Origin of the sequence: Promicromonospora sukumoe 327MFSha3.1 (genome assembly GCF_000385135.1) — a bacterium.
Taxonomy (GTDB): domain Bacteria; phylum Actinomycetota; class Actinomycetes; order Actinomycetales; family Cellulomonadaceae; genus Promicromonospora; species Promicromonospora sukumoe_B.
Map to the genome: position 1 here is coordinate 70,017 of NZ_ARQM01000014.1, position 13,650 is coordinate 83,666.

Genomic DNA, 13,650 nt, shown 5'->3' on the forward strand with positions numbered 1-13,650 from the left:
GCCAGCGGGTGCCGGCCGGAGGCTCAGTCGTTCAGCGAGTCCAGGAAAGCCTGGGCGTCGAGCGCAGCGGAGCAGCCCGAGCCGGCGGCCGTGATCGCCTGGCGGTAGGTGTGGTCGACGGCGTCGCCGCAGGCGAAGACGCCGGGAAGGTTGGTCCGGGTGCTGCGGCCCTCGACGAGGATGTAGCCGTTCTCGTCCAGGTCGACCTGACCCTTGACCAGGTCCGTGCGGGGCTCGTGGCCGATCGCGACGAACAGGCCGGTCGCGTCCAGATCGCGCACCTCGCCGGTGACGGTGTCCCGCAGGCTGAGCCCGGAGACCTTGTCGTCACCCGTGATGCCGGCGATCTCGCTGTTCCACGCGAACTCGATCTTCGGGTCCGCGACGGCACGCTCGGCCATGATCTTCGACGCGCGCAGGTCGTCACGGCGGTGCACGACGGTCACCTTCGAGGCGAAGCGCGTGAGGAACGTGGCTTCCTCCATCGCGGAGTCGCCACCGCCGACGACGGCGATGTCCTGGTCGCGGAAGAAGAAGCCGTCACACGTGGCGCACCACGACACGCCGCGCCCGGAGAGACGCTTCTCGTCGGGCAGGCCGAGCTCGCGGTAGGCCGAGCCGGTCGACAGGATCACGGAGCGGGCACGGTACGTGTCGCCGCCGCCCGTCACGATGGTCTTGACGTCGCCGGACAGCTCGACCTGCTCCGCGTCGTCCCAGACGACCTTGGCGCCGAACTTCTCCGCCTGCTCCCGCATGGCCTCCATCAGGTCAGGGCCCTGGATGCCGGCGGGGAAGCCGGGGAAGTTCTCGACCTCGGTGGTGTTCATGAGGGCGCCGCCCGCGGTGACCGAACCCGCGATGACCACGGGCGCGAAGCCGGCACGAGCCGCATAGATGGCCGCGGTATAGCCCGCGGGGCCGGACCCGACGATGACGACGTCGAGCACAGGGGCGTCGGTGGTGCCGGCTGCCGGAGCGGTGGTCTGTTCGGTCAAGGTGTTCTCCTCGAGTTCCATTGGCACACGCAACAACACGCGGGCGGGTCCCAGTGTTCCAGCCCTGGCCACGCCTGGCTCGACCGTGGACGTGAGTCTCGACACACGGTATCGACATCCGTCGACGGATCCGGTAACAGCGCCGGTCCTGTCGCGACAGAACACCGGCGGGAACGAACCAACTGCATGAACGTGGTTCGGACCCGCCGGTGTTCCGTGTTGTTCCGTGATTGCTCTGCGCCGTCGACGACGGCACCTCGGTCAGCTCAGCACGACCTCGTTCAGCTCCAGCCGGAAGCCGTCCGAGACCTGCGGCAGCTCGGTGACCCAGATCGTGAACGAGTCGCTCACGACGGGCTCCGACAGCTCGAAGGTGGTGGTCTCCGAGAAGGTGCCCTCCGCGAGCACCTCACCGCCCTCACCACCCTTGAGGATCTGCACCTTGCCGCCGGGGGTGTTGGTGAGCAGCTCGATCTTGGTGACCGACGCCGGCTCGCGGAGCCGCAGCTCCAGGCCGAGGAAGTCCTTGAACCCGCCGAACGCGGCCCGCTGGTAGGTGGTCGTGAAGTAGAACGTGGCCGGGTCCGTGTCGAAGGCCCGCTCGACCGCCTCGGGGTGGTCGAGCGTGCTGCCCTCCCAGTCGAGCTCGCCGAGCAGCGTCCCGGAGTCGATCACCGGGCGCGCCTCGGTCTCCGTGGGGGCCGACGGCTCGGTGCTGCCCTCGCCGTTCGCCCCGGCCGAGGTGGAGACCGACGGGGAGGGAGAGGCGTCGGCGATCACGTCGGGCGTGGGGGAGAGGACCGCGTTGATGGCCCAGATGAGTCCCGCCACGACGGCGACGCCGACCAGGCCGAGCACGATCGGCGTCGGGTTCACGCCGCCGCGCTTGGGCGCGGGCTGGGTGGCGAAGCCGCCGTCCTGCTCGTAGTAGCCGCCGTTGTCGGGCGGGTAGCCGCCCGGGGCGAAGGACTGCGGCGGGTACTGCTGCGGCTGCTGCGGGGCGTACTGGGCCTGGTCGTAGCCGGGCTGGCCCTGCGCGACCGGCTGGCCGTACTGGTCGTAGCCCGCCGGCGGGTAGCCGGCCGGCGCGCCCTCGGGCGGCGGGGGAGGTACCGGGGCGTGCTGCTGCCCGTACGCCTGCGGCTCGTAGGTGTAGTCGTTCTGCGGTTCGGGATAGCCGGCGGGCGCGTTGCCCGCCCCCATCGCCATGGTCTCGTCGTTTCGTGCGATCCGGCCCGTGGCGGGACGCCGCACGGGCGGGACTCCTTCGCCTCCGAACGCCTCGGCGATGGACTGCCGCCGCGGCTCCTCCGGCTCGGGCTGCACGAATCCAGGCAGCGATGCCACTACGGAAACCTCTCCCCACGGCGCGAGGGCCGTGGTCACGTCGTCGGGGTTCTTCGGTCCGTCGGTGCCGCCGGACGCGTCGAACGTCCGGGCCACCAGGCCGTCGATCTCGGTGTCCACGTGCGGGACCAAGCTGGAAAGGGGCGCCACGGCGCCGGAGTCGTCGACCTGAGCGGGCAGGGGGATCAGGGTGTCCTTCGCGATCCACTCCGCCTCGAGGTCCTGGCCGGGCCAGCGCGCGGTCATCGCGTAGTAGAGGAGGGCCACCAGGCCCTGGGCGTCGAGCTCCGCGGGCTTCACGTTGAGCGTGTCGCCCGAGGCGAGGCCGCCGTCGAGGCCCAGGCCCGTGATCCGCACCTGGTGGCCGTCGACCCGCAGCGCCTCGGGGCGCAGCGCGGCGTGGTGCACGCCGCGGGCGTGCGCCACGGCGAGCGCGCTCGCCGCCTCGCCGATGATCGCCCGGGCCTGCTGCTCGTCCACCAGGCCGCTGGAGATGACCTGGGTCAGCGTGGTGCCCGTGTGCGGTTCCGTGACCACGTACTTGCGGCCCTCGGGGTCGGAGCCGGCGTCGAGCACCCGGACGAGGCGGGGATCCGTCACCAGCGCCGCGCGCCGCGCGGCGTCCAGGGCGTCGCCTGTATAGGGCCCGGTCACGAGGGTCACCCGGACGTCGCGGTCCAGGATCAGGTCGTGCGCTTCCCACGCGGTGGCCGCGGCAAGGTCGGTGGACGCCTGCTGGCGCAGCCGGTATCTCTCGACCAGCACGGTGCCTGGTTCGACAGTGCTCACGCGGACCTCCTCGCTCGGTCGGGGGACAGTAGCAGGTACGTGACCGCCAGGATCACGCACCGTCGCCATGCTACGCGGAACCGCTGCGGGCCCGCCGGAACGTCGTCCGTATGTACGAAAGCGCAGCCCACACGAGTGAGCTGCGCTTCCCGTACGACGGCGGCGCGCGTCAGCGCCGGAAGCGAGCCAGGACGGGGCCGAGCAGGCCGTCGAGCTCCCGGACCCGGAGCAGGCGCAGGAGCAGGACGTAGACGCCCAGCATGACCAGGCCGCAGGCCGCCGTCACCCAGAGGCCGCTGAGCATCGTGAGCACCCAGCCCTGCCCGAACGTCAGCACGCCGAACCCGCCGACCAGCTGGTAGAGGCCCCAGCCGGCGCCGCCGGCGACCGCGGCGGCAAGCACCGTCTTGGCGTGCAGCGCGAAGATGCGCCCGCCGTCGAGACGCCCGCCGAGCTTCCGCTTGAGGCCGCCCGTGCGCAGCAGCACCGTGATCCAGTTCGACAGGGCATAGGCACCACCGGCGGCGACGACCCAGAGCTCGATCGGCAGCCAGAGCTGCGCCGCGACCAGGCCGGCCACCAGGGCGACCGTCGACGGCACGGTGATCCAGAAGACCGAGCGGCCGTCCTCGTAGGCGTAGTAGACCCACTTCATGAGCGCCATGCCGCCGAGCGGGATCAGGCCGAACGAGAGGGCCACCAGGACGGGCGCGATGAGCGCGGTGTCCTTGGCTCCCGCGGTCGGGACGATGAACGCGGTGAGCGGCCCGGCCAGCACCACGAGCGCCGCGGTGGCGAACACGGTGAAGACGCCGATGGTGCGCAGCCCCAGGGACAGGTCGTCGCGCACCTTGTCGGTGTCGCCCTCCTGCGCGGCCTTGCTGATGCCGGTGAACAGCGCCGTCGCGATGGAGACGGTGACCAGCGAGTGGGGGAGCAGGTAGATCAGGAGTGCCTGCGTGTAGGACGCGTTTCCGGCGAACGACTCCGTGGCCGTGCTCGCGGCACCGGCCTCGGACGCGACCTTCGTCAGGTAAAGGACACCGGCCTGCTCCAGGACCACGGCGGCGAACGTCCACATCGCGACGGCACCCGCCGAGCGCAGGCCGATGCCCCGCAGGCCGAGGCGGAGGTTCCAGCGGAAGCCCGAGCGCAGCAGCGGGACGAGCAGCACCAGCGCCTGCGCGACGATGCCGAGCGTGGCCGTGCCGGCCAGCAGGATGGTGCGCGGCGTGTTCCACTCGGCGAGGTCGTTGAGGTCGTTGTCGGCGGCCCCGCCGAACACGGCCAGGAAGATCCCGAAACCGAGCACCGAGACCACGTTGTTGGCCACCGGGGCCCACATGAACGGACCGAACTGCTCGCGGGCGTTCAGCACCTGGCCCAGCAGCGTGTACAGGCCGTAGAAGAAGAGCTGGGGGATGCACCAGTACGCGAAGACGGTGCCCAGCGCGAGCTGCTCGGTCGACCAGCCGTCGGTGTAGAGCATGACGACCCACGCGGCGCCACCGGTCAGCACGGCGGTGATCGCGAGGATGCCGACGGCCGAGATCGTGAGCAGCTTGTCGACACGTTCCTGCGCGTTGTGGGCGCGGAACGCCTTGACGATCTGCGGTACGAGGACGGCGTTCAGCATGCCGCCCGCGAGGATCGCGAACAGCACGTTGGGCAGCTTGTTCGCGACGTCGAACGCGTCGGCGACGGTGCCCGTGGCGCCGATGGCGGCCACCAGCATCAGGTTGCGGACCAGCCCGCCGAGGCGGGAGGCGGCCGTACCGGCCGCCATCACTATCGAGTTGCGTCCCAGGCTGCTGGTCGACGACGCCGCGGCCGTCGGCGTCTCGGGCGCGCCCGGTCCGCTCGCGGCATCGGCGCTCGGGTCCGACGCTGGGTCGGTCGATGCGGTCACGGCGTTCTCCTGGGTCAAGCGACTACTCCCGTGGTCTGGGCCCCTGCCCGGCGCTGTTCGGCCGACGTGTGCGGCGGCCGAAACCTTACTCTGCCCGGACGGCCACGGAGTCCGCCGGCGCCGCCGGAGCGGAACCCGGCGCCTCGGCGGCCGTTCCCGTGGCCTCCTCTACGTCCTTGCTGGTGGCGCGGTACGGCGACCGCCCGCGGCGTACCGTGCGCCAGATCCCGGCCAGGAACAGCAGGGCGACGAGCCCCGCGGCGATCCAGGTGCCGAGCTCCTCCCAGCCCGCGCGGACGCGGACCTGGAACGACGAGTCGTCGTTGATCTTGGCGCCGTTCGGGGTGAGCACGTGAGCGTCCACCCGGACGTCGCCCGAGCCGATGGCCCGCACCGGCACCTGCACGTCCATCTCCCGGCCCGCCGGGATGACCTCGGTGATGCGGTCGTCGACGGTCAGGCGCGGGTGGTCAGGGCGCAGCACCACCGTGACCGTCGCGTCGACGTTGAGCGTGTTGCGCACGCGGACCGGGATGTTGCCCTTGTCCGTGATGAAGTTGACGTCCTGGCGCGGCACCACGCTGACGGACTGCTTCGTGAGCGCGTTCGACGCCTCCAGGGTCTGCTTGACCAGCGTCTCCCGCAGCCCGGTGTCGGCGCGGTGCGCGACGGCGAGCGGCGCGATCAGGTGCGTGACACCTGGCTCCCAGATCTCGCGGGCGCGGTCCTCGGCGACCGACGAGAACGTGACGACGGCGTCGCGCGCCCGCTCCAGGGCCCGGACGCTCGACACGCCCAGCTCGGCCTTGGCCATGCTGCGGTGCGCCAGGGCGGCTCGGGCCACGTCCGGGGCGTCCTGCTTGAAGAGCGTGTCGACGGTCGTGACATCGACCCAGCCCGCCTCGTCGAGCTCGTCCAGGATCTTGCTCGCGCCCTCGGCGTCGGGCGTCCAGGTCCGCGGCGCGACGATCAGCAGCGACGGCGGGGCGACGGGCGTCTGGCTCACGACGGCGGCGGTCTCCGCCAGCAGCCGCTGCGCACCCTCGGTCGGGGTGGCCGCGCTGGTGGCGGCCTTCGTCGAGGCGGAGCTCTCCGCGGACGCCCCGTCCTCCGCGCCCGACAGGTCGGTGGCGGAGAGGAAGGCCCGCGTGAGGGCGCTGTCGGCCACCGCGGCGCGCGCGGTGCCGCCCGGGACGCGGAGGTCCGCACGGCCCGTCACGGTACCGGCGCCCTCGTACGCGAGACCGCCGCTGCCGACGACGACCTGCCGGCGGTCCGCCGCGACGGCCAGGCTGAGGGTCGCGACGTCGGGCACGACGCCGTCGGCCGGCCAGGCCAGGTTGGTCTGCCACGCCTCCGGGACCTCCCAGTTCCCCTCGCGAGGTGCCTGGAGGAAGCTGCGCGTGCCCGTGGTGCGCACGTTCGCGTGGGCGAGCGCGGCGAGGTCGGGGTCGTGGCTGGGGAGGGCGTACGTGGTGGTGTCCGCGGCGGCCGCGGTCATGCGCTGGGACCAGTCGATCAGCGCCGGGTCGTCCGACGCCGCGGCCACGCCGATGGTGTCGGGGTCGATCGCCAGCGACACCTTCGCGTTCTCCGCGACCTGCAGGACCCCGTCGAGGCGCTGGCCGGACGCCGTCTGCTGGGCCAGCTCGATCTCGGCGGAGGTCGGGTCGGCCGGGTCGATCGCCGGGCTCGTGACGGCGGCCAGGACGCTGAGCTGCATCGGTGCGCGCTCGAGGCCGTCGGCGTCGTACACGAGGAAGGAGCGCGCGATGCCCAGGCGCCCCGAGGCGTCGCCGGCGGCGACGGCGAGCTTGCGCGCGCCGAAGCCCTCGAACGCCTGGGCACCCGGGTCGTAGGTGAACGACACGCTCTTGGACGCGCCCGGCTTGAGGTCCCCGACCGACTTCGACGCGGGCCTGCCCCGGACCGGGTCGAGCAGGCCGGCCGTGGCCCACTCCTCGATCGCCAGGCGCGAGGTGATCGCGACGTAGTCGATGGTCAGCTGGGCCACGGCGTCGGACACCGTGGCGTCGCTCGTGTTGGTCACCTCCGCGCGGATGGTCACCTTGTCCCCGGGGTGTGCGACGGGGTGCGAGATGTCGGTGACGGCGACGTCGAGCGCCCCGGCCTCGGCAGAGGTGGTCGTGGCGAGCGGCTCGGTGACCGCGGCGTCCGCGGTGGCGCGCGCCGGCGTCGGACCGGTGGCGGCCGCCGGGGGCAGGGCGGACCCGACGAGCACCGCGCCCGCCAGGAGCACGGCGCCGAACGTGCCGGTACGGCGGGCCGCCCGGCTGCGGGCGGGACTGCGGGAGGGGTCGGGCTGCTGCTTCATGGCAGGTCGGGGCGCTCCGTGGGGAAGGCGTCGGCGCGCAGCGCGTCCCGGAGGTTCCTCGAGGAGACGAGGAGATCCAGGGCGGCCGCGGCCAGTCGCTGCTCGTTCGGGTACGACAGGCGCTCGGCGAGCTCGTCCACCCTGACCCAGAGAGCGTCCTCGGCTTCGCCGTCCGGATCGTTCTCCACGGTCAGGTGACCGCCCTCCGCGCGCAAGAGGTAATGGTGCACCACCTTGTGCACCCGCCGGTCCTCACCGGTGAACCAGTAGTCGATCACGCCGAGCTCCGCCTGGATGGAGCCGCGGATGCCGGTCTCCTCGCGGATCTCGCGGATCGCGGCCTCCTGCGGGGTCTCGCGACCCTCGAGGTGACCCTTGGGCAGGCACCACTCCAGGCGGCCGGTGCGGTTGCGGCGCAGCAGCACTGCCGCGCTGAACTCCTCGGGGCGCTCGGACTCGGCCCGCAGGACGAGTCCGCCGGCCGAGGTCTCGTCCACGATGGGCAGGTGCACGGGGGCGGTCGCGGCGGCGGCACGCCGGGCAGGGTTCACCCGCAACGGGGCCCCGCCGGGCGGCGGGGGCACCTCCGGGCGACCGTCTGGACCGTCGCTCGCCGGAACAGGGGTGGACATGCCCCAACACTACCGACTGACCACCCTTGATCTGGTCAGGTGAGGGGGTGCGGGCGGTTTCGGGCACCGGGTCGCCCCGGCACGTCCGCACCACGTCCTTACCTCCGCACCACGTCCGCACGACGGCGGCGTGAGCGCACTCGCCCGCCCGCCGGGTGGACCTCGGTGAGTGGTGCCGCGCCGGGTCTGGGACAATCTTGGGCTGTGTCTACCCCTGAGCAGGATCTGCTGCGCCGCGCGCTCGGCGTGCTGACCGAGATGGCGCCCGCCGCGCTGGAGCTGGGCGAGCAGTTCCGCGCTGCCGGTCACGAGCTGTCGCTCGTCGGCGGCCCGGTCCGCGACGCCTTCCTCGGCCGCGCGAGCAACGACCTCGACTTCGCGACGTCGGCCTCGCCGGACCAGACGCAGCGGCTCCTCGCGCGCTGGGGCGACGCCCACTGGGACATCGGCAAGGAGTTCGGCACCATCGGCGCACGCCGGGGCGACGTCGTGGTCGAGGTGACGACGTACCGCACGGACAAGTACGACCCGGCGTCCCGCAAGCCGCTCGTCGAGTTCGGGGACACGCTCGACGGCGACCTCTCGCGCCGCGACTTCACCGTGAACGCCATGGCCGTGCGCGTGCCCGACCTGACCTTCGTGGACCCCTTCAGCGGGCTCACCGACCTCGCAGCCGGCGTGCTGCGCACCCCCATCGCGCCCGAGCGCTCGTTCGACGACGACCCGCTCCGCATGATGCGCGCCGCGCGGTTCGCGGCCCAGCTCTCGTTTCACGTGGAACCGGGGACGCTCGCCGCGCTGGTCGCGATGGCCGAGCGGATCGAGATCGTGTCGGCCGAGCGCGTGCAGGCGGAGATCACCAAGCTGATCCTGAGCGACAACCCGCGGGCCGGGCTCGAGGTGCTCGTGGACACCGGCCTCGCCGAGCAGGTGCTGCCGGAGCTGCCGGCGCTCCAGCTCGAGATCGACGAGCACCACCGGCACAAGGACGTCTACCAGCACTCGCTCACCGTGCTGGACCAGGCGATCGCGCAGGAGACCGGCGCCGACGGCGCGGTGCCCGCCCCCGACCTGGTGCTCCGCCTCGCCGCGCTGCTGCACGACATCGGCAAGCCCGCGACGCGCCGCTTCGAGTCCGGCGGCGGCGTCAGCTTCCACCACCACGAGGTGGTCGGCGCCAAGCTGACCGCCAAGCGGCTCCGGGCGCTCAAGTACGAGAAGCAGGTGGTCAAGGACGTGTCGCGCCTCGTCGAGCTGCACCTGCGGTTCCACGGGTACGGCGACGGCGCCTGGACCGATTCCGCCGTCCGGCGCTACGTGACCGACGCCGGCCCGCTGCTGGAGCGGCTGCACCGGCTCACCCGTGCCGACTCGACCACGCGCAACAAGCGCAAGGCCAAGCGGCTGTCCGACGCGTACACCGACCTGGAGGACCGCATCTCCGCGTTGCGCGAGCAGGAGGAGATCGACGCGATCCGGCCCGACCTCGACGGCACGCAGATCATGGCGATCCTCGGCATCTCGCCGTCGCGCGAGGTCGGCGAGGCCTACAAGTACCTGCTGGGCCTGCGCATGGAGCGCGGCCCGCTGGGCGAGGAGGCGGCCACGGAGGAGCTCAGGAAGTGGTGGGCCGAGCGGGGGTAGGCGTCGCCGCTCGACCGCTGTGCGGGGTCAGACGTGCGTCGGGTCGAAGAGGGCGCTGACCGACTCGCCGCTGTGGATGCGGCGGACCGCCTCCGCGAACGCAGGGGCCACGCTGATCACCGTCAGCTTGTCGTGGTTCAGCAGGCCGGTCGACGGCACCGTGTTGGTGGTGACGATCTCGACCACGTCGGGGTCGGCCGCGATGCGGTGCGCGGCATCGTTGGCGAAGATGCCGTGCGTGCAGGCGATCCGGACGCTGCGCGCGCCGTGCTCCCGGAGCAGGTCGAGGATCGCCAGGATCGTGGAGCCGTTGGCGATCTCGTCGTCGAGCACGATGATGTCGCGGCCGGTCACGTCCCCGATCAGGGAGGTGATCTCGACCCGGTCGCCGTCGAACCGCTCCTTCGCGGCCGCCGCCACCGGGATGCCGAGCATCTTCGCGAACGCCGACGCGCTCTTCGCGTTGCCCAGGTCGGGGGAGACCACCGTGGCCTTCGAGAGGTCGCTCGGCAGGAAGTGCGCCGCCAGCTCACGCAGCGCGTTGAGCTGGTCCGTCGGTACCCGGAAGAACGCGTGCACCTGCGGCGCGTGGAGCGTCATCGTGAGGATGCGGTTCACGCCCGCCGTCTCCAGCAGGTCCGCCACGAGACGACCGCCGACCGAGATGCGCGGGGCGTCCTTCTTGTCCGAGCGTGCGTACGCGAAGTGCGGCATGACGGCGGTGATCCGCGCGGCCGAGGCGCCCTTCGCGGCGTCGACCATCAGCAGGAGCTCCATCAGGCTCTCCTGCGCGGGACGCACCACGGGCTGCACGAGATAGACGTCGCGCTCGCGGCAGTTCTCCAGGAGCTGGACCTGCAGGCAGTCGTTCGCGAAGCGCTGGATGTTGATCGGGCTCAGCGGGACGTCGAGATCAGCACACATCTCCCGAGCGAAACGCTGGCCCCCGGTTCCGGCAAAGACCCTCACCTCGGCCATGGCTGGAGTCTACGGAACGTCGAGCCGACACGCCCGGCCGGAGCAGGCATCATGTGGATCGTGAGCCTCACCGAGTGGCAGGTCTGGGAGCCCTTCGTCGACGCGCTGCGCCGGTCGGCGCCGCCCGGGACGGGCGTCAGCGAGTTCGCCGGCACGGTCGGCGCCGGCACCTGGGACGGGACCTACCTGGACGACGGCGACGCAGCCGACCGTCGCGCGCACTACCGCGAGGCCGCGCGGGAGGCCGCCCGGACCGGCGGGCGCGGGCCCAAGGCCGAGCTCGACGACGCCCTGCGCGCGATCGCGGACCTGGCGCCCGAGGCCGGGCAGCCCGTGCGGGTCGTCGCCGCGGCGGACCCCGACGACGACGTGGTCGAGCTCGTCGCGCTGCCGCCCGCCGTCGTGTCCGGGCCGGTCACGCCGGTGCTCGAGGTGGTGCTGGAGCCCGGCGCGCTCCCGGCACGGTACCGGGAGACGATCACGCCGCCGCCTGGCGGCACCCCGGCGGCATCCGCGGACGCCGAGGCGGTGACGCGGGTGGTCGCGGAGCGGATGCCCGACGCCGTCGGAGCGGCGCCCGAGGAGATCGACGAGGCGGAGGCGGCCCTGCCCGACGGCGCGCGGCTGACCGCCGAGGTGCGGGCCCTGTACGCGGCGGCCGGGTCGGGCAACCTGCGGTTCGAGCCGCAGGAGGACCAGTTCGGCGGGTTCGAGATCGTGCCGCTGCGCGGGAGCTTTCTGCGCGAGGCGTTCCTGCCCGCGGCCCGGTTCAGCACCTGGACCGACGACGCGGACACCTCGGCGCGGGCGGATCCCGCGGGCCGGGTGCAGTCCGCGGTCGGTTCGCCGCTCTGGTTCCCCGTGGGGACGGACGGCGCCGGCAACGTCTGGGCCGCCGACCTCGCGCCGGGGCCGGAGGGGCACCTGGGGCAGATCGTGCTGCTCGACCACGAGCAGCGGGCCGGGGCGACCTACCGGGCGGAGAGCCTGGCGGCGCTGCTGGTGGGGCGGCGGGCCGAGGCGGGCGGGAGCACCTCCCGGCAGCCGGAAGACGAGCCTGCCGGTGCCGGAGCCGGCCCGCACCCGCCGTCGGACAGCGAGTTCCTCAGCCTGGACCCAGCTGCCTGGGCCGAACGGCTCGACGCGGGGACCGTGCCGACCACGCTCAAGGCCGCCGGGCTGGTGCCCGACCGGGCACACCCGCCGGCGCTGACCGACGCGATCGCCGCGGCCAACCGGCTGCTGAAGCTGCGCGGGCAGCCGATCATCGAGGTCACCCGGCTGACCAGGCCGGCCGGGGATCGTCCGAAGGGCCCAGCATCCTCCCCGGACGCGGAAGCGGCTCCGCGCAAGGGCCTGCTGGGCCGACTCTTCGGGCGCTGACCGGAACGAACCAGCTCCGGACACGACAAGGGCGGGGCCTCCCGGAGGAGGCCCCGCCCTCGTCATGCCCGCGGCGTCATGCCGACCGACTCAGTGCCCGCCGTGGAACTCGCCGTCGGTCTCGGGCCGCTTGATCAGGACCGCCAGCGCGATGGTCAGCGCCATCACGCCGGCGCCGATCGCGAACGCCAGGCTGGCGCCGGACGTCAGAGCATCGGCTGCGGACTCCCCGGCGGCGGTCAGCGTGTCCGACCGGAGCGTCATGATCGCGATGAACAGCGCGATACCCGCCGCACCCGCGACCTGCTGCACCGTGTTGATCGTGGCGGAGCCGTGCGAGTACTGGTGCGGCTTGAGCACCCCGAGCGCCGCGCTGAACAGCGGCGTGAACACCGCGGCCAGGCCCAGGCTCAGCAGGACGTGGGCGCCGAGCACGTAGAACGGCGAGATGCCCGGGTGCAGGAACGCGAGCATCCCGATGCCGAGGGTCACGAGCACCGTGCCGGGCACGAGGATCGGACGCGGTCCGACCCGGTCGTACCAGCGGCCGACGACCGGGCCCAGGAGGCCCATCGCCAGCGCGCCCGGCAGCACGATCAACCCGGACTGGAGCGGCGACAGGCCCATCGCGTCCTGCAGCACCAGCGGCAGGACGATCAGGGTGCCGAGCATCGCCAGCATCGCGACCGCCATGATGCCGATCGCCACGCGGAAGTTGGACTCGAGGAACGTGCGCAGGTCCAGCAGCGCGGAGTCGGTCCGCTGCCGCACGATCTGCCGCCAGATGAACAGGCCGAGGAACACCAGGCCCGCACCCAGCGGGATCCACGGGTTCAGCCCGCCGCCCGCGTGCGCGCCCTCACCCAGGCCCGACAGGCCCCACACCAGACCGCCGAACGCGACCAGCGTGAGCAGGAGCGACAGCGGGTCGAGCGTGTGGTGCTCCTTGTCGTTGACGTCGCGGATCCACAGCAGGCCGGCGACCAGCGCCAGCACCGAGATCGGCAGCACCACGCCGAACACGCCGCGCCAGCCGAGCGGCTCGAGGATCGCGCCCGAGAGCGTCGGGCCGAGCGCCGGAGCCGCCGCGATGACCAGGCCGACGTTGCCCATGACCCGGCCGCGCATGTGCGCCGGCACGATGGTCATGATCGTGGTCATGAGCAGCGGCATCATGATGGCCGTGCCCGTCGCCTGCACCACGCGGCCCGTCACCAGGACGCCGAAGCCCGGCGCGATCATCGCCAGCGCGGTGCCGACGGTGAACAGGGACATCGCAAGCAGGTAGGCACCGCGCGTGCCGAGCCGGTTGATGAGGAACCCGGTCGCCGGGATCACGACGGCCATCGTCAGCAGGAACGCCGTGGTGAGCCACTGGCCGACCGTCGGGGTCACGCCCAGCTCGTCCATGATCGGCGGCAGGGCCACCGACATGGTCGTCTCGTTGAGGATCACGGTGAAGGCGCTCGCCATCAGCAGAGCGATGGCCCGGAAGTGGCCGGGGGCGAGCTTGTCGGGGCGCGCCGGGGCGTCGACCACGGCGCCGCCCGACGTCGGGCGGCTGGTGCGGTCGTCCAGCGGATCAGCGGTGTCAAGGATGTCGGTCGTCATGGGGATTGCCCTCTCGGTACGGTG

The 13,650-nt window shown here is 72.6% G+C and carries 9 protein-coding genes; 2 read left to right on the forward strand and 7 right to left on the reverse strand.

The window, feature by feature from the left end:
- Positions 1-23: 23 nt before the first annotated feature.
- The 5 genes from trxB to H291_RS31305 form a co-directional block, all read right to left on the reverse strand.
- Complete coding sequence (trxB, locus tag H291_RS31300; protein WP_020017341.1) at positions 24-1,019, reverse strand: thioredoxin-disulfide reductase; 996 nt, start codon at positions 1,017-1,019, stop codon at positions 24-26.
- Positions 1,020-1,259: 240 nt separating this feature from the next.
- The gene (locus tag H291_RS0122805) at positions 1,260-3,134 is read right to left on the reverse strand and encodes a hypothetical protein (protein WP_026366032.1); all 1,875 of its coding nucleotides are present in this window, start codon (positions 3,132-3,134) and stop codon (positions 1,260-1,262) included.
- Positions 3,135-3,303: 169 nt separating this feature from the next.
- Positions 3,304-5,043, reverse strand: a complete 1,740-nt coding sequence (murJ, locus tag H291_RS0122810) for a murein biosynthesis integral membrane protein MurJ (RefSeq protein WP_020017343.1) — start codon at positions 5,041-5,043, stop codon at positions 3,304-3,306.
- An 85-nt stretch (positions 5,044-5,128) separates the two neighbouring features.
- Positions 5,129-7,378, reverse strand: coding sequence for a DUF6049 family protein (locus H291_RS0122815; RefSeq protein ID WP_020017344.1), 2,250 nt, complete (start codon positions 7,376-7,378; stop codon positions 5,129-5,131).
- Positions 7,375-8,010: an NUDIX hydrolase gene (locus H291_RS31305; RefSeq protein WP_051109607.1), complete on the reverse strand. Its 636-nt coding sequence runs from the start codon at positions 8,008-8,010 to the stop codon at positions 7,375-7,377. Before H291_RS31305 ends, H291_RS0122815 begins: the two co-directional genes overlap by 4 nt.
- A 204-nt stretch (positions 8,011-8,214) precedes the next feature.
- Here H291_RS31305 and H291_RS0122825 point away from each other — a divergent pair, with 204 nt between their 5' ends.
- On the forward strand, positions 8,215-9,654 hold the full coding sequence (locus tag H291_RS0122825; RefSeq protein ID WP_026366033.1) for a CCA tRNA nucleotidyltransferase: 1,440 nt from the start codon (positions 8,215-8,217) through the stop codon (positions 9,652-9,654).
- 27 nt (positions 9,655-9,681) lie between these two features.
- Here the strand turns inward: H291_RS0122825 and H291_RS0122830 are convergent, their stop codons facing one another.
- Complete coding sequence (locus tag H291_RS0122830; protein ID WP_026366034.1) at positions 9,682-10,632, reverse strand: ribose-phosphate diphosphokinase; 951 nt, start codon at positions 10,630-10,632, stop codon at positions 9,682-9,684.
- A gap of 60 nt (positions 10,633-10,692) precedes the next feature.
- Between H291_RS0122830 and H291_RS0122835 the strand changes: the two genes are divergently transcribed.
- Positions 10,693-12,015 carry an SMI1/KNR4 family protein gene (locus H291_RS0122835; protein ID WP_157237270.1) on the forward strand — a complete coding sequence of 441 codons (1,323 nt, stop codon included), beginning with the start codon at positions 10,693-10,695 and terminating at the stop codon, positions 12,013-12,015.
- Positions 12,016-12,105: 90 nt separating this feature from the next.
- Here the strand turns inward: H291_RS0122835 and H291_RS0122840 are convergent, their stop codons facing one another.
- Complete coding sequence (locus tag H291_RS0122840) at positions 12,106-13,626, reverse strand: MDR family MFS transporter (protein ID WP_020017349.1); 1,521 nt, start codon at positions 13,624-13,626, stop codon at positions 12,106-12,108.
- Positions 13,627-13,650: the final 24 nt, after the last annotated feature.

What these genes read in the sequence shown, in the direction of transcription:
- trxB (WP_020017341.1), bottom strand. Translation starts at nt 1,019, where the DNA reads ATGGAACTCGAGGAGAACACCTTGACCGAACAGACCACCGCTCCGGCA.
- H291_RS0122815 (WP_020017344.1), bottom strand. Translation starts at nt 7,378, where the DNA reads ATGAAGCAGCAGCCCGACCCCTCCCGCAGTCCCGCCCGCAGCCGGGCG.
- H291_RS31305 (WP_051109607.1), bottom strand. Translation starts at nt 8,010, where the DNA reads ATGTCCACCCCTGTTCCGGCGAGCGACGGTCCAGACGGTCGCCCGGAG.
- H291_RS0122830 (WP_026366034.1), bottom strand. Translation starts at nt 10,632, where the DNA reads ATGGCCGAGGTGAGGGTCTTTGCCGGAACCGGGGGCCAGCGTTTCGCT.
- H291_RS0122840 (WP_020017349.1), bottom strand. Translation starts at nt 13,626, where the DNA reads ATGACGACCGACATCCTTGACACCGCTGATCCGCTGGACGACCGCACC.